The sequence below is a fragment of the Corynebacterium freiburgense genome (assembly GCF_030408815.1).
Taxonomy (GTDB): domain Bacteria; phylum Actinomycetota; class Actinomycetes; order Mycobacteriales; family Mycobacteriaceae; genus Corynebacterium; species Corynebacterium freiburgense.
Window position 1 is genome coordinate 1,223,104 of sequence record NZ_CP047355.1, and the last position, 16,855, is coordinate 1,239,958.

The following is a 16,855-nucleotide window of genomic DNA, read 5'->3' on the forward strand; positions in this document are numbered from 1 at the left end:
GCGAAAAACCTGGTTGCCAGTGGATTATCCCACTTAAAAGCAACCAGGTTTTGTTATGGTCAGGCCTCTGCTTTAGATCTGCTTGTATTAGATCTGACGGACCGCACCTTTATCCGCAGATGTTGCCATTTTTGCATATGCTTGCAGAGCTTTTGTGACCTTCCGATTACGATTTTTCGGTTGCCACGGATGCTCACTAGCTTCCATTGCAGCGCGTCGTTCAGCTAGTTCTTTATCGGTGAGTGCAACGGAAAGTTCACGCGTATGTACATCGATCGTAATAATATCGCCGTCTTGGATAAGTCCAATAACGCCTCCGTGTGCTGCCTCTGGAGAGATATGGCCAATAGATAGGCCGGATGAGCCGCCAGAGAAGCGACCATCAGTAACCAGCGCACATTTAGTGCCTAAGCCTGCGCCTTTAAGGAATGCCGTTGGGTGAAGCATTTCTTGCATACCTGGGCCACCTGAAGGCCCTTCATAGCGCACTACAAGTACTTCACCTGGTTGAATTTCACGTTTAAGAATTACGGAAACAGCTTCTTCCTGGCTTTCCACCACGCGAGCTGGTCCGGTGAAGTGCCAGAAAGATTCATCAATGCCAGCTGCTTTAATGATCGCGCCATCAATGGCTAGGTTTCCCCGCAGGACTGCCAATCCACCATCGGTGGTATATGCGTGCGCTACAGAACGAATACATCCGTGTTCTTGATCGGTGTCTAGGCTGTCCCATTGATTATTTGTGGAAAATGCCTGGGTGGTTCGCATACCACCAGGGGCGGCATGGAAAAGCCGGATTGCCTCTTCGGTGGCTTTACCGCCGCGAATATCCCAATCATTAAGCCACTGTTCCAGGGTTGGAGAGTGCACGGAATGCACTTCGGTGTGTAATAATCCGCCACGGTTAAGCTCACCAAGAATTGCTGGAATGCCACCAGCGCGGTGAACATCTTCCATGTGATAGTCCGAGTTTGGTGAAACCTTGGAAAGGCACCCTACTTTTCTGGAAAGCGCATCAATATCATCAAGGTTGAAATCTACTTCACCTTCTTGTGCTGCCGCCAAAATATGTAGCACCGTATTGGTAGAACCGCCCATTGCCATATCGAGTGCCATGGCATTATCAAATGCTTTGCGGGTGGCAATATTTCGCGGTAATACAGATTCATCGCCTTCGCCGTAGTAGCGGCGGCATAGCTCAACAATGAGCGCGCCAGCGCGTTCAAAGAGCGCTTTACGCGCTTGATGCGTGGCAAGTGTTGAACCATTGCCAGGAAGCGAAAGTCCGAGTGCTTCGGTAAGGCAGTTCATAGAGTTTGCGGTAAACATACCGGAGCATGAGCCGCAGGTCGGGCATGCGGATCGTTCAACAGAATCGAGTCCAGCGTCAGACACTGCCTGTGATGCGGAGGCGGAAATTGCGGTAACAAGATCAGTGGGAGCGTGGGCTACACCGTCTACAACGACTGCTTTTCCGGCTTCCATAGGCCCACCTGAAACAAAAACCACCGGGATATTAAGGCGTAGGGCGGCATTCAGCATGCCTGGGGTGATTTTATCGCAATTGGAAATACACACTATGGCGTCAGCGGTATGCGCATTGACCATGTATTCGACGCTATCGGCGATAATTTCCCGGCTGGGAAGTGAGTACAACATGCCGCCATGGCCCATAGCAATACCGTCGTCTACGGCAATGGTATTAAATTCTTTTGCTACACCACCGGCTTCCTCAATAGCTTTGGCTACTATCTTGCCAACATCCCGGAGATGAACATGCCCGGGTACAAATTCAGTAAAAGAATTGGCAATTGCGATAATTGGTTTGCCAAAGTCAGTGTCGGTCATACCGGTTGCTCGCCACAGTGCGCGAGCGCCGGCAGCATTTCGTCCGATAGTGGTGACTTTTGAGCGTAGGGGGATCATGCAGTATGAGCTTTCGGGAGATAATAGGGTCAGTCTTTGGGCTGTTCTGGCTGCTGGGAAGGCTGTTCGGCTTGATCCGCGTCTTCCCGTGGCTTTAATACTTGCCGACCATCGCGTTGGATTACAACGACTTTATTATGAGCGGCAGCGCGTCCTGCGGTGAGCACATCGGGTATGCGCCCATTGGAAGCTTCAGCGAGTTTTGGTAGTGAATTAAAGCTAATCCCAGGCAAAGAAAATTCCGAATCGTCGGTGGTTCGTGCGAATGCCTGTGCGCGTTTAAAACCGATTCCGGCGAAATTTTCCCAGGCAATGGTGTGGCCTTTGGAGAAAGCATAGCGCACTTCTATTCCATGCTCATGAATAACAGTTGCGGATCTTAGGACCCAAATTACAAATATCAATGGCAGGAAGGGTAGCCAAAAAAGGAGTTCGGGCTTTGCCCCGAATACCAGCAGGCATATAAGAAAGAGCACCCCTGCAGCCAGGAGGTGGGTTCGTTCGGGACGAAAGGTCATCGGATTCGAACTCATGTGGCTTATTGTAGGGGTGCTTCGGATTTGTTCTTAATTCTCGGGTTGTACGGTGGGGGTGTCAACGCTTGGCTGTTCTTGCGGCGGCGTTGTTACCTCAACTGTAGATGGAGGCTCTGGCACGTCAACGCTTGTCGACGTCTCGGGAACAACGGAAGTGGCCGGAGTTGAAGGCTCTGTAGGGGTTACGGAAGCAGTTGTAGGCGTAGGGGTGGTCGAGACTATCGTTGTTGGGGTCTCTTGGGTGACGGTGCTTTCTTCACTGGTTGGAGTTTCCGATGTTTTTGGAGTGGTGGTGGTCTTCGTAGCTGCCGTTGGGGCAAGCCATCCGCGTGAGTCCTCCCACTCTTCTCCAGCTTCAACAGTAAAGCCCTTTAAAATAAACAGACCAAATAAAATCGCGAAAAGGCCAGTAGTGGACGGTCGAACACGGCCGCCAAACGAGAAAAACCGCGCAAACCGTGATGGGTAAGTGACGGTACGGAAAACGCCTTCTGGCTCCATTGATTCTTGCTCGTCTATAGGAGCGTTTTCTGGGTTTTCTACCGAAATATCATCCCGGCTCGCTTCTTTATTGCGCTTTGGTGCAGAAAATGTTGCAGTGTCGGGTGAAGGGATCGGAACATCAATTTTCGGTTCTTTGGTGAATACGCGCTCTAAAACTACAGGGGCTTCGCGCTCGAGTTTATTTCGGACTGCGCCTGAAGTAGTCGTTGCTGAGCCATATTCTTCCCAGAACTCATCCAAAATGCAGGTGCGTATTGCACGTTCCACAGCCCATTGTCGAGCCGGGTTTACTTGCACAATAAAGCGCATTTCAACAAGCCAGGGCATACCCACCGTAGTTGGCTGAGAGATGCCCACCGCCGGATGAACATCGAGTTCGCCAGTGACATCTGGAGCGATATCTGGCCGAGCAAGCGCCCGCCGAGCAGCTCGCTCGGAACGTGAAATTGCTTCATGAATGGATGTGGATCCCAAAAGTGGTACTGGGATAATAACTACTGCACGTGCCCAAATATTTGAGTGGTTGACACAAACGCGAGCGGTGCTATTGGGAATAATTACTGTTTCGCCTTGAAGGGTTCGCACTTTTGTGGCGCGCATTGTGATCTGAATTACGTCACCTTCAATATTGACTCCAGGTCCTTGGAACGCCACCCAGTCGCCAACACCAAATTGTTTTTCTGAAAGGATAAAAAAACCAGCCAGAAAGTCCGCAATAATGCTTTGTGCGCCAAGACCAACTGCGGCTGAAATGACAGTCGCGGGAATCGCAGCACCCGCAAGCGGCACGCCAAGCGAGTTCAAGACCGCGACGATCAAGAAGAAATATGCCACGAGCTGCGCCATGTACACCGCAGTACCGACTAATGCCAGCCGAGTTTTGGAATCTTGCTCGTCCAGGTCAACACGTCGTGTAAAAAACCTGATTGCAAAACGTCCAATGCGGGGAATAAGGAATGCGATTACTAAGTAGATTGCTAAAGAAATTCCAGGGTCCAGAAGCCAGCGCCAGGCTGAATAAAGGATATACGCAAAGGGCATGGCATCTAGGCTAGCGGTTCTCTCTGAAGTGCGGGGGTGATGTGAGGGGGATGACTCTTCGCTATAAAATGTTAGCTAGACCTGCATATTTTACTGGAATATGCGAAGTTTTCATGAGCCTTATGTGAGGTTATTCTGTACCTAGCCAGGGTGAGTGGCCCAGGTCATAGCTACCTTAGGGCTAGGCTGCTCCTTGTTTGCATTTGGGTTGCGGGGAACTCACACGTGCTATGCTGCATAAACTGGCTAACGTTTCATAGTGTGGAATAGGTATCCCGAAAAGGGGTGCTGGCTATGTGCATTTCACTTCGATGTGTATTATGCAATCTCATGACGAACCTTCGACTTGTGATTATTAGCCACCGGCGCTTGCCGTAGCGGCTATTATTGTCGTCGAACGTCAAGCGCCCTCGGCGGACACCCATCACGGTGTTCGTACCGAGGGCTTCGGTGTTTTGCAGCCTCCTCACCCGGTGGCTGGGAAATATCAGGTGCTCACTACAATGTGCCCAAAACCTTGTGAATATTGATCTCTGTGAACCCACTAAGGAGCCCGACGTCGTGAACGTGGCACCTCGACCACAACCAACACCCGCCTCGGTTGCCGCTGCGCGGGATCGCCGTAACTCGGCCAAACCAGAACGAATGACCGGCGCCCAGGCGATCGTTCGTTCGTTAGAAGAATTGGGAACCGATGTAGTATTCGGACTTCCTGGCGGTGCAGTGTTGCCCCTATATGACCCAATCTATGCATCGACCAAACTTCGTCATATTTTGGTGCGTCATGAGCAAGGAGCAGGTCACGCTGCCACAGGATATGCGCAGGCGTCTGGGAAAATTGGTGTCTGTATCGCAACTTCAGGGCCGGGTGCTACGAACCTAGTAACACCCATTGCTGACGCAAACCTTGACTCGGTCCCACTCGTAGCAATTACCGGGCAGGTTGGGCACACACTTCTTGGTACAGATGCGTTCCAAGAAGCGGATATCCGGGGCATTACTATGCCGATTACTAAACACAATTTTATGGTTACGGATCCGAATGACATTCCAGCGGCGCTGGCAGAGGCATTTCACCTCGCTTCTACCGGCCGCCCAGGTGCTGTGCTCGTGGATATTCCAAAAGATATTCAAAACGCGCCAATGGATTTTATCTGGCCACCAAAGATTAATTTACCGGGATACCGCCCAGTAACCACGCCTCATAACCGCCAGATCGAGGAGGCTGTACGCCTTATTTCAAAGGCGAAACGTCCAGTGTTCTACATTGGCGGTGGGGTGATTAAAGCAAATGCCTCAGCGCAGTTAAAAGACCTTGCGGAGTATTTGGGGATCCCTGTGGTAACCACATTAATGGCGCTCGGAGCGTTTCCTGATTCGCATCCGCTGCACGCTGGTATGCCTGGGATGCATGGTTCCGTATCTGCCGTTGCTGCGATGCAGCGTAGTGACTTACTGATTACGATCGGTGCGCGATTTGATGACCGTGTGACTGGTGATGTGAAATCTTTTGCCCCAGCAGCGAAGGTAATCCATGCCGATATCGACCCTGCGGAAATCGGAAAGATCCGTAAAGCTGATGTGCCGATCGTGGGTGATGCTGGTGAGATTCTTACTGCATTGCACAAGGTGTATCAGGCTCAAATTGGGGATGCACCTGCGGTTTCCGCGTGGCGGGCATACCTCGATGGTTTAAAGGAGCGATTCCCTCGTGGGTGGGATCCGCAGGATGGTGGTGAGCTCTCACCCCAGTTTGTAATTAATACTTTGTCCAAGCAGGTAGGGCCAGATGCGATCTATTGTGCTGGTGTTGGACAACACCAGATGTGGTCAGCGCAATTTATAGACTTTGAAAAACCACGCACTTGGTTGAATTCCGGTGGTTTGGGAACAATGGGGTATGCAGTGCCAGCCGCAATGGGTGCTAAGGCCGCCTGCCCTGATAAAGAAGTATGGGCAGTTGATGGAGATGGTTGTTTCCAAATGACCAACCAAGAACTTGTCACTTGTGCCGTTGAAGGTTTCCCAATCAAAATTGCGGTTATCAATAACGGCAATTTGGGCATGGTTCGCCAATGGCAAACACTGTTTTATGAGGGTCGTTATTCGAATACGAAATTGCGGGAGCAGGATAACTATCTTCCGGATTTTGTTGCGCTTGCTGAGTCCCTTGGGTGTGCCGCGTTCCGCGTCACCAAAGAGGAGGACGTGATTCCAACCATTGAAAAGGCGCGGCAGATTAATGACCGCCCAGTGGTTATTGATTTTATTGTTGGTGAGGATGCCCAGGTATGGCCAATGGTTTCTGCTGGTAGCTCCAATTCCGATATCCAGTATGCACGTGGTTTGCGCCCATTGTTTGATGAAGATTCCGCTGGTGAGAATCCTGCCGCGATCGATTTGGCAGTCGATGCGCAATACGCTCCTAAGGAGATGATCTAATGTCTGAAACTGATGTCACTCGCCATACGCTGAGTGTCTTGGTCCACGATAGTGAAGGCATTATTTCCCGCGTGGCAGGTATGTTTACGCGCCGTTCCTTCAGCATTGTTTCGATCACGTCGGCTACCACAGAAAACGATGGTATAAATCGAATCACCATTGTCGTGGATGCAGACGAGCTCAATATCGAACAGATCACCAAACAACTCAATAAGATCGTTCCGGTGCTTAAGGTTGTTCGGTTACCAGAAGAAAACTCTGTTTCACGGGCTCTAATGCTTGTTAAGGTTTCGGCTGATGCAACGAACCGTCCACAGGTTGTCGACGCCGCGAATATCTTCCGCGCCCGCGTTATTGATGTGGCGCCGGATTCGGTGGTGATTGAAGCGACCGGTAGTCCCGGCAAACTAAAGGCTTTGCTAGAAGTTCTTGCTCCGTTTGGTATCCGCGAGCTTTTGCAGTCTGGCTTGATTGCTTTGAACCGTGGTCCCAAAACGATGGCGCCGAATTATTTAACTTAACTATTTGTCCCAACAAGTGGACGATGTTTCCCACATTGTGATACATTTTGTGGCGGTAAGGCCGCCACACACCGAAAGGTAAGAGATTCTTTATGGCTATTGAACTGCTATACGATGCAGATTCCGATCTGTCTATTATCCAAGACCGTAAAGTCGCCATTATTGGTTACGGCTCCCAAGGTCACGCTCATGCTCAATGTTTGCGTGATTCCGGTGTTGAAGTTGTGATCGGTCTCCGCGAAGGTTCAAAATCGGCAGATAAGGCTCGTGAGGCCGGCTTTGAAGTAAAGACAAATGCGGAAGCAGCTGCTTGGGCAGACCTGGTCATGTTGCTTGCCCCCGATACCTCACAGGCAACGATCTTTGCTAACGACATCGCACCAAACCTCAATGATGGTGATGCATTGTTCTTTGGGCATGGTCTGAATATTCACTTTGGACTTATTGAACCGGCCAAGAACATTACCGTTGGTATGGTGGCGCCAAAGGGGCCAGGCCACCTGGTTCGTCGTCAATTTGTTGATGGTAAGGGCGTTCCGTGTCTGATCGCCGTTGCGCAGGACCCAACTGGAAATGGCAAAGAACTCGCATTGTCCTATGCGGCGGCAATTGGTGGTGCACGTGCAGGTGTTATCCCTACAACCTTTAAAGAAGAAACCGAGACTGACCTTTTTGGTGAACAAGCCGTACTCTGTGGTGGCTTGGAATACTTAATGATGGCAGGCTTTGAAGTCCTTACCGAGGCTGGTTACTCTCCAGAACTTGCATACTTCGAGGTCCTTCATGAAATGAAGCTAATTGTTGATCTCGTCTGGGAAGGCGGCATTGGCAATATGAATTACTCAGTTTCTGATACCGCAGAATTCGGTGGTTATATTGCTGGACCGCAGATCATCGATGAAAGTGCAAAGGAACGCATGAAGAAAGTGCTTTCCGACATTCAAGACGGTACCTTTGTAAAGCAACTGCTCGCCAATGTAGAAGGCGGCAATAAAGAACTTGAAGGTAAGCGTGCTGAAATCGCAGCGCATCCAATCGAAGAGACTGGTGCAAAACTGCGTGACCTTATGTCTTGGGTGAAAAACCCACTTGATGCAACAGCCTAAGCTGATATAGAAAAACGCGCCACTGCAATTGAGCAATGGCGCGTTTTATGTTGGCCGCCGTAACTTTAACTAGGGAGGTGGGGTGTCGCGGCGTCAACAAGCATGGTTTTAGCCCTCGTGGCCACGAAGCAACTCTTCAAACGGCGTTGTGGGGGCGGTATTTGCAGTGCTGCCGCCAAAGCCTTCTGCCAGGCCTTTCACGGTGCCGCCTTCAGCGAGCACCAAGTTGGCAAGCTCTTTGGCTGCACGGTGAATACGGTCAGTGAGCTCAGCGGCATGACTGCCACCGAAATCTTCTGTTGCTGCGAAAATACCGGTTGGAACAATTGCCGCGCGTAAATACCCGAGTAGCGGGCGGATCGCATGGTCGAGCACCAGCGAGTGGCGCGCAGTGCCAGCGGTAGCCGCAATAAGCGTTGGTTTACCATCAAGCGCTTGGTTATCCAGCAAATCGAAGAACATTTTGAATAGGCCGGAATAGCTAGCGGTAAATACAGGGGTGACCGCAATAAGTCCATCGGCCTGAGCGACCAGATCCTGAGCATTAGCAAGTGCCGTGGTAGTCACACCACCAGCAGATGCCATGGCCTGCGCCATATCGACCGCAAGATCACGCAATTCGATTGTAGAAACCTCAACGGTTTCGCCTCGAGCAGTGATGGCCGTGGTCGTTGCCTTTGCCAGCTGATCGCTCAGGTTGCGAGTCGAAGAGGGATTTGAAAGTCCAGCTGAGATTACGACGATATTACGCATTTGGCTTTACCTTGTGGTGAGGGTGATCTGGGTTTGCGCGAAGAGATGCATGGGTTGGCGGATCGCTAGGAACGTGGTCAGGGCGACGCTCTTCAAAACGACGACGCAGCTCAGGCACAACATCGCGACCAAGGCGCTCGATTTGATCCAAGACAACTTCGGTAGGTAGGCCGGCGTGATCGATCAGGAAGAGCTGACGCTGATAGTCGCCAACCCAATCGGCGAATTGCAGTGTGCGTTCAATAACCTGTTCGGCGGTACCGACGGTCAGTGGGGTATAGGAGGTGAATTCTTCCAAGGACGGGCCATGGCCATACACTGGTGCATTGTCAAAGTAAGGACGGAATGTCGCCTTCGCTTCTGCTTCTGAATCCGCGATAAATACCTGACCACCTAGACCAACGGTCGCTTGGTCAGCTGCGCCATGGCCGTATTGCTCGTAGCGGGTGCGGTAAAGCTTGACCATGCGTGCGGTGTGCTCTTTGTTCCAGAAAATATTGTTGTGGAAGAAGCCATCACCATAAAAAGCAGCTTGCTCAGCGATTTCGGTGGAGCGGATGGAACCGTGCCACACGAATGGTGGGACGTCGTCAAGTGGTGCAGGGGTATTGGTGTAGCCCTGAAGCGGCGTACGGAACTTACCTTCCCAATTCACTACCTCTTCACGCCACAACCGGCGGAGCAAGTGGTAGTTTTCAATAGCTAATGGAATGCCTTGGCGAATATCTTTACCAAACCAAGGGTAGACCGGACCGGTATTACCGCGACCCATCATAAGATCAACACGGCCGCCGGAAAGATGCTGCAAGAAAGCATAGTCTTCAGCGATTTTTACTGGGTCATTGGTGGTGATGAGGGTAGTGGACGTGGACAGTAAAAGCTTTTCGGTTTTTGCGGCGATATATGCCAGGTGAGTCGTTGGAGACGACGGAACAAATGGCGGGTTGTGATGTTCACCAGTGGCAAAAACATCGAGCCCTACTTCTTCTGCCTTAAGGGCAATTTCAGTCATGGCATGGATGCGTTCACCTTCGGTTGGAGTGCGTCCAGTAGTTGGATCAGTGGTGACATCACCGATGGTAAAGACTCCAAATTGCATTGCTGCTCCTTTTGTGTAACGCCAATCATGAATATTGACGTATCAACTAACTATAGTCGAGCGTACCCCATAGAATCTTTAATGGGGAATTCCGATTGTTTCAACAACAACATGCAAGGTTTATTCCCAGCAGGTTTGTCCAGTTCACAGCGGTATTTATAGGCAAAAGGCCCAATGCATATAATTGCGTCAGATATTTGGGTTTCCTAGTCGAGGCTTGATTGCGTTTGGAATCGTTTCAGCGTTGTTATTTTCAATAGCTTGCCTTTATTGAAAATCGGGCGTAGGGTCCCAAGTATGACCCACGTTCATTCCCATGGAAAATCAGATCTCGAACATGAGCATCATCATGGGCATGCGCATGCTCATGTCCCGAATTCACTCAAGGCGCTCGTGGGGGTCATTTCCTTAACGGCGACAGTATTTTTTGCGGAACTGATCGCTGGTTTTCTTTCCGGTTCATTAGCGCTCCTTGCGGACGCGGCGCACATGTTTTCGGACTCTGCCGGATTGATTATTGCGCTGCTCGCATTGCTTATTGGCCGCAAAGGGGCGTCGAAACGCGCCACCTATGGGTATCGCCGAGCAGAAGTTCTGGCAGCTGCCTTTAATGCGGCAACTGTGGGGTTGATTGCTATCTGGATTGGTGTAGAAGCTGTACTTAGGATTGGGCACCAGCACGAAGTGGAAACCGGAATGATGCTTATTGTTGCGGTTATTGGTTTATTGGTAAATGGAATTTCCGCGTTCGTACTAATGCGTCAGAGCCATAAAAATATGAATCTCCGTGGTGCGTATTTGCACGTGCTTACAGATATGTTGGGCTCGATAGCGGTTATTATTGCTGGTTTGGTGATTCGCTTTACTGGTTTTGTAATTGCAGATACAGTCGCTTCGCTCTTAATCGCACTTTTTATCGTTCCACAGGCATGGAAGTTGTTTAAAAATGCAATCAATGTTCTTCTGGAAGCTGCACCAGCAGGAGTACATATCGAGCGTATTGAGCATGCAATTGCAGAAATTCCGGGTGTGGTCGGTATTCATGATCTGCATATTTGGAGCGTTACTGGGGAAGATGTCTTAGTAACCTGCCATGTGGTTACTGATGTGCAGTTTACTGATCAGTGTGCGCTTTTGGATCAAGTCACAGATACTCTTGCGGCCCAGGGGGTGGGACATTCCACAATTCAGTTGGAGTCTGCAAAACACTACGATCATGAAGTTATCGAACACTAGGGGGTAGGCTCAAAACATGGCGTTTACCACCCCTAGCTATGACCTAATAGACCTTTTCAGCCGGATTGATCGTGGGGATTTACAACTCCCTGATTTTCAACGTGATTACTCCTGGGATGTAGACCGAATCCGTTCGCTTATAGTTACGGTTCTTCGTGGGTATCCAGTTGGATGTTTGATGGCTTTGGATACTCGAAACGAGCCAATGCGTTTTCGTCCACGTCCACTTGCGGGAGCTCCGGAGAGGGGCGTAGATCCAGGCTTATTGCTATTGGATGGGCAGCAACGGCTCACCACCTTGTACCAATCACTGCGGGGCGATGGTGAAGTGCATACCGTTGATCCGCGCCAAAAACGAATTCGCCGAACATTTTACGTCGATATTGCGCGAGCAGTTTCTGCCGATATTTTGCCTGATGAAGCGGTATTTTCAGTCGATGAAACCGGTAAAGTACGGTCGCATTTCGGGCCGAAAATCCCCGAGGGTATTTTTGATCATGAATCGGCCATAGCAGCAGGGGTGCTCCCAGTTTCTGTACTGCTATTTCCCAAGGGTACGGATATGCTGTTCGATCTTATTGATAGTCCAGTTGGGGATCGTGAAACCATTAAACGGTTTTACAATCATGTGATGAAGCCACTTGCTGGTTATTCTGTCCCAGTTATTCGGCTTGATAGGGAAACTGCACGTGGTGGCGTGGGTTCTATTTTTGCCAAAGCAAACTCTGCTGGCGTGCAAATGGACGTATTCGAATTACTTACCGCGGTATTTGGAACCCAGGATCCGGATTTCAAATTAAGTGAACACTGGGCAAAGATTCGGGATGTTTTGCATACCCATCCGGTTTTGGAGGGTATTGGCCCGACCGAATTCTTAACCGCCGTGGCCCTTTATGTCACTCATCAACGTGGCAAGGCTCACGGTCAACGGGAAGATATTCTCGATCTTGATCTTGACGCATATATTCCGGCAGCCGAGACGATGTGCAAAGGTTTTGAAGAGGCAGCGGATTTCCTGCGTCAGCGCTGCATTTTATTAAAGGAACACGTGCCTTTTACCGCGCAGATTATCCCGCTAGGTGTGATTCTTGCAGCTTTGGATGCGTCAGATTTAGCCAATGCCCATGCATGGGATCGATTAAATCGGTGGTTCTGGGCCGGCGTGTTTGGTGAACTTTATGGCTCCCCGGCAGTTGACGTGCGTGCTGGGCGCGATGTTGATGAGGTAGTTGCGTGGATTAAGGATGTCGACGCCCCGGTGCCAGCGACTGTGGAAAACGCCGTGTTTATGGAATCGAGGTTATTAAGCGCAACTCCAGATACTGGCGTATACCGCGGGATCTTTGCCCTGATTATGGGTCGTGGTGCCCGAGATTGGCGTACTGGAAAAACATTCGATTGTTGGACATTTGACGAACTCGGAGCAAAGTTCTGTTCGATTTTCCCCGCGGCATATGAAGTCGATCCAGTTTTGGCAGAAAGCGTACTAAACCTTACGCCAATGGGGCGGCGCACAGAAATATTTATTGAGGATGCTTCGCCATCACGCTATTTGGGACGTATCCAAAATAAGTCGCTTATGGAGGATGCGGAATTTGACCACGTCTTGGCATCCCATTTATTGGATCCAGAACTACTTCATAGTGCACGTGCTACCGAATTCTTTACAGATCGACGCCGTAAATTGCTCAATATGGTAGAGGAAGCCATGGGCACCCAAGCGGTACGCGATGTCGATGAATCCGATCTTGCGGGTGGTGAAGAAGGCCCAGATGCATTTGCAAACGCTTAGTAGCGTATCTGCTCTGTGAGATGGGTGGGTTTTTCTAAAGTAATGGTGAGTTTTGGGTGGTAAACGGTTAGACTGTTTCCCAGTCGCACGCCAATGAGTCGGCGTGGGCCTGCTCTAATGTTTGGCGCGGTCGTGTCGAACATTATTGCGGAAGTCAACTTCCTTTAAAGGAGCACAGATCCGTGAGCCAGAACGCTCTTCCGGTTGTCCTCATTGCAGATAAATTAGCGCAATCCACTGTAGATGCGCTTGGAGATTCCGTGGAGGTGCGTTGGGTTGATGGCCCAAACCGCCCGGAACTTCTCGCGGCCGTCGCAGATGCAGACGCTTTACTTGTCCGATCCGCCACCACCGTCGATGCAGAGGTATTAGAAGCCGCACCGAAACTCAAGATTGTCGGCCGCGCGGGTGTGGGTTTGGATAATGTTGATATTGCCACCGCAACAGCTCGCGGTGTGATGGTGGCAAATGCCCCAACGTCGAATATTCACTCGGCGTGCGAGCATGCGATCTCCTTATTGCTTGCAACGGCACGTCAGATTCCGGCAGCAGATAAAACCTTGCGTGATGGCGAATGGAAGCGTTCTTCTTTTAGTGGTGTCGAGATCTACGGTAAGGCTGTAGGTATTGTCGGCTTCGGTCATATCGGACAGTTGTTTGCGCAGCGCCTGGCGGCTTTTGAGACCAATATTATTGCATTCGATCCTTATGCCAACCCGGCTCGTGCTGCACAACTAGGCGTGGAATTGGTTTCACTGGAAGAGCTTATGTCTCGCTCTGACTTTGTCACTATTCACTTGCCAAAAACCAAAGAAACCGCTGGCATGTTTGATGCTGAATTGCTGTCCAAGGCAAAGAAGGGGCAGATCATTATCAATGCTGCTCGAGGTGGACTTGTTGATGAGCAAGCACTTGCAGATGCCATTGATTCAGGCCAAATTCGTGGCGCCGGTTTTGATGTCTATGCCGCAGAGCCATGCACCGATTCGCCATTATTCGGCCGCCCCGAGGTTGTAGTTACTCCTCACCTCGGTGCTTCGACTGTGGAGGCACAAGATCGTGCAGGTACTGATGTTGCGGAGTCTGTTCTTAAGGCGCTGGCAGGAGAATTTGTTGCAGATGCTGTGAATATTTCTGGCGGTGCGGTCGGTGAAGAAGTCGCCCTGTGGCTCGAATTAGTGCGTAAACTTGGATTGGTAGCTGGGCATCTTCTTGATGGCTTCCCGGCAGCGATTGAAGTGGAAGCTCGCGGTGAGCTTTCTACCGAGGAAGTCAGTGCATTAGGTCTTTCTGCAATGCGCGGTTTGTTCTCCGCAGTTCTTGATGAGACGGTCACGTTTGTAAATGCTCCACGCATTGCGGAGGAACGCGGCGTACGAGTGAAAACTTCAACCGTTCCACAATCAGTCAGTCACCGGTCTGTTGTAGAGGTCAAGGTTATTGCTGGCGACGGCGCGACCGCAAGCGTTGTTGGTGCGCTTACTGGTTTGGAGCGCGTCGATAAGATCGTCCGAATCAATGGACGCGGCCTTGATATGCGTGCTGAGGGCCGTAATTTGTTCCTGCAGTATGAGGATGCTCCTGGTGCCTTGGGCAAGGTTGGTACGAAGCTCGGCGCTGCTGGCATTAATATTGTGGCCGCAGCTTTATCGCAAGATTCCGAAGGTACGGGTGCCACGTTGATTTTGCGTGTCGATTCTGAAGTTCCGGCTGAGCTTGTGGAAGATATTGCCGCCGAAATCGGAGCTACAGCATTCCAACTCGACTTGGATTAATCATTTTTATGTTCGATGGGTTCTGAGGGTATTAAGATACCCAAAGAGCCCATTTTTTCATACCAACTTGGGAAAACGATCATAGCTATACCATTGTGGGCGTCTCTACTCGCACTACCTGTACCGTAGTTACAGTGAACACTAGTTTTCTGGATAACGTACTCGCTGAAAACGGAATTGAATTTTCTAATAATAAGTTCGTATACCGCTGGGATGGTGAGCTTGCTGCAGATGCACAGATTCGTGCATTGGCGCAGGCCAGTGGCTTTAATGCGCAGTGGAATGCACCAATAATGGTGGTTGATGGCGCTAATGTTATGGGGCGCTGGTATGTACCTTCGGCGGGGGAGCTGACGGTTGGCCAAGCCCGCGCGGCCGTCGATACGCTGGGCAAGGGGGTGTTGGCAATGCGTGAAGTTTTAGGCGAATCAATAGGAGAATTCAGCGTTGACTGGGAAGCTGATGCGCCACGAGTGACCTATGGTCGTATAGAAGATTGGTTCGCACAGCGCGGGGTTGCTGAATTGCCACAAGATAATGAGACTGGAGCATTGTGTTTATCTATGGATGGCACGCCAGTAGATATTCATATAGGGGACGTGTTCTCTGTCCAAGTTTCCGCACATATCCCTGATGGTGATCCGGCGCAAGTACTGCATTTATGTAATCTGCTTAATAAATCGGATGGTCCTGCGGTTTGTGGAGTATTGAATGGTGAACAATGGTGGGCCATTGCACGGTATACGGTGGAAGCTCGTGCCGGGCTAAGTGACGCACAATTAGATGCAGCTATTCGGGAAGGGGTAACCGGTGCGGGTGCAAAAGTACGCGATCTCTTACGTGCTCGCCGTGGGTGATACACTACCCATGTTCGTGTAGTGAGAAAGGAATTCCGCATTATGAAACTCGCTGTGATTGGTGGAGATGGCATCGGCCCTGAGGTCACCCCGGAGGCACTTAAAGTTTTATATGCAGTGCGATCTGATATTGAAACCACCGACTATGATCTCGGGGCACGTCGGTACCTTCGAAATGGCGAACTCTTAACCGATGCGGACCTAGCCTCATTACGCGAGCATGATGCGATTCTTTTGGGGGCAATCGGAGCCCCTGGTGAAGTCCCTCCGGGGGTACTTGAGCGCGGACTGCTGCTGAAAATGCGGTTCGCACTTGACCACCACGTTAATCTGCGACCTGCGAAACTTTACCCAACCTCGACTTCGCCGCTAGCCAATCCGGGTGAAATTGATTTTATTGTGGTGCGTGAAGGTACCGAGGGCTTGTACTGCGGAAATGGTGGAACGCTCCGAGAAGGAACCAAATATGAAGTTGCATCGGAGGTCAGCCAAAACACTCGTTACGGGGTAGAGCGAGTAGTGCGAGACGCTTTTGAACGAGCACAAAGCCGCCGTAAGCACCTGACACTTGTGCATAAGACAAACGTACTTGTTTATGCTGGTGGACTTTGGCAACGTACGGTCAATGAAATCGCAAAAGAATATCCAGAAGTAACCGTTGAATACAACCACATCGATGCAGCGACCATCTATATGGTGACTAACCCCGAACGTTACGATGTCATTGTGACCGACAACCTGTTCGGCGATATTTTAACGGATCTTGCGGGGGCAGTTACCGGCGGAATTGGGCTGGCTGCCTCTGGAAACATTGATGCTACTGGTACGAATCCGTCAATGTTTGAACCTGTTCATGGCTCGGCACCTGATATTGCCGGAAAAGGTATAGCCGATCCAACTGCAGCGATTCTTTCCGCAGCGATGATGCTGCGCCATCTCGATGATGAAACCAATGCATTACGCATTGAACAAGCAATCGCTAGAGATGTAGCTACCCGTAAAAATACCCCAATTCGGACCGAAGAAATTGGCGATCGGATTGTAGCAGCGCTTAGTAAGTAAATTCCTGGTGAGCTTCTTCCGAGGAAAACTACGCATGTAAAAACCCAAATCACCGGTAGTTCGCCATGGAGACTGGTGGGGAAGCCGGTGATTTGGGCATTGCTGGTTGGGTTCATGTAGCGCTCGTAATGGATCTCCTTTCAGTTACAGGGCGAGAAACTTTTTGGGTAAGCGGATTAAATGGTTGATCTTACCTTTGCATGAG

Annotated in this window: 13 protein-coding genes; 8 read left to right on the top strand and 5 right to left on the bottom strand. The window is 50.5% G+C overall.

Annotated elements, in window-relative coordinates; all coding sequences use genetic code 11:
- Positions 1-87 precede the first annotated feature (87 nt).
- From ilvD to CFREI_RS05520, 3 genes are read right to left on the bottom strand one after another with little or no spacing between them, the layout of a single operon-like run.
- Entirely contained in the window at positions 88-1,926 is a 1,839-nt protein-coding gene (gene ilvD / locus CFREI_RS05510) for a dihydroxy-acid dehydratase (protein ID WP_027013435.1), read from the bottom strand.
- 29 nt (positions 1,927-1,955) lie between these two features.
- Entirely contained in the window at positions 1,956-2,459 is a 504-nt protein-coding gene (locus CFREI_RS05515) for a PH domain-containing protein (protein ID WP_035112481.1), read from the bottom strand.
- Between the two features lie 33 nt (positions 2,460-2,492).
- On the bottom strand, positions 2,493-4,007 hold the full coding sequence (locus CFREI_RS05520; RefSeq protein ID WP_035112483.1) for a mechanosensitive ion channel family protein: 1,515 nt from the start codon (positions 4,005-4,007) through the stop codon (positions 2,493-2,495).
- A gap of 561 nt (positions 4,008-4,568) precedes the next feature.
- Here CFREI_RS05520 and CFREI_RS05525 point away from each other — a divergent pair.
- From CFREI_RS05525 to ilvC, 3 genes are all read left to right on the top strand, one after another.
- The gene (locus CFREI_RS05525; RefSeq protein WP_027013438.1) at positions 4,569-6,449 is read left to right on the top strand and encodes an acetolactate synthase large subunit; all 1,881 of its coding nucleotides are present in this window, start codon (positions 4,569-4,571) and stop codon (positions 6,447-6,449) included.
- Positions 6,449-6,970, top strand: a complete 522-nt coding sequence (gene ilvN / locus CFREI_RS05530; protein WP_027013439.1) for an acetolactate synthase small subunit — start codon at positions 6,449-6,451, stop codon at positions 6,968-6,970. The genes CFREI_RS05525 and ilvN overlap by 1 nt, the downstream gene beginning before the upstream one ends.
- Positions 6,971-7,062: 92 nt before the next feature.
- On the top strand, positions 7,063-8,076 hold the full coding sequence (gene ilvC / locus CFREI_RS05535) for a ketol-acid reductoisomerase (RefSeq protein WP_027013440.1): 1,014 nt from the start codon (positions 7,063-7,065) through the stop codon (positions 8,074-8,076).
- 108 nt (positions 8,077-8,184) lie between these two features.
- Here the strand turns inward: ilvC and CFREI_RS05540 are convergent, their stop codons facing one another.
- Both CFREI_RS05540 and CFREI_RS05545 read right to left on the bottom strand, forming a co-directional pair.
- Complete coding sequence (locus CFREI_RS05540) at positions 8,185-8,829, bottom strand: FMN reductase (RefSeq protein ID WP_027013441.1); 645 nt, start codon at positions 8,827-8,829, stop codon at positions 8,185-8,187.
- Positions 8,822-9,928 carry a CE1758 family FMN-dependent luciferase-like monooxygenase gene (locus CFREI_RS05545; protein WP_027013442.1) on the bottom strand — a complete coding sequence of 369 codons (1,107 nt, stop codon included), beginning with the start codon at positions 9,926-9,928 and terminating at the stop codon, positions 8,822-8,824. Before CFREI_RS05545 ends, CFREI_RS05540 begins: the two co-directional genes overlap by 8 nt.
- 297 nt (positions 9,929-10,225) lie before the next feature.
- Between CFREI_RS05545 and CFREI_RS05550 the strand changes: the two genes are divergently transcribed.
- The 5 genes from CFREI_RS05550 to CFREI_RS05570 all read left to right on the top strand — a co-directional run bounded on the left by CFREI_RS05550 (position 10,226) and on the right by CFREI_RS05570 (position 16,650).
- The gene (locus CFREI_RS05550) at positions 10,226-11,164 is read left to right on the top strand and encodes a cation diffusion facilitator family transporter (protein WP_027013443.1); all 939 of its coding nucleotides are present in this window, start codon (positions 10,226-10,228) and stop codon (positions 11,162-11,164) included.
- 16 nt (positions 11,165-11,180) lie between these two features.
- On the top strand, positions 11,181-12,956 hold the full coding sequence (locus CFREI_RS05555) for a GmrSD restriction endonuclease domain-containing protein (protein ID WP_027013444.1): 1,776 nt from the start codon (positions 11,181-11,183) through the stop codon (positions 12,954-12,956).
- Positions 12,957-13,138: 182 nt separating this feature from the next.
- A complete protein-coding gene (gene serA / locus CFREI_RS05560; RefSeq protein WP_027013445.1) occupies positions 13,139-14,731 on the top strand; it encodes a phosphoglycerate dehydrogenase in 1,593 nt (530 codons plus the stop codon).
- Positions 14,732-14,865: 134 nt separating this feature from the next.
- Positions 14,866-15,588, top strand: coding sequence for a YbjN domain-containing protein (locus CFREI_RS05565; RefSeq protein ID WP_156907810.1), 723 nt, complete (start codon positions 14,866-14,868; stop codon positions 15,586-15,588).
- Between the two features lie 42 nt (positions 15,589-15,630).
- Positions 15,631-16,650: a 3-isopropylmalate dehydrogenase gene (locus CFREI_RS05570; RefSeq protein WP_027013447.1), complete on the top strand. Its 1,020-nt coding sequence runs from the start codon at positions 15,631-15,633 to the stop codon at positions 16,648-16,650.
- Positions 16,651-16,855 lie beyond the last annotated feature (205 nt).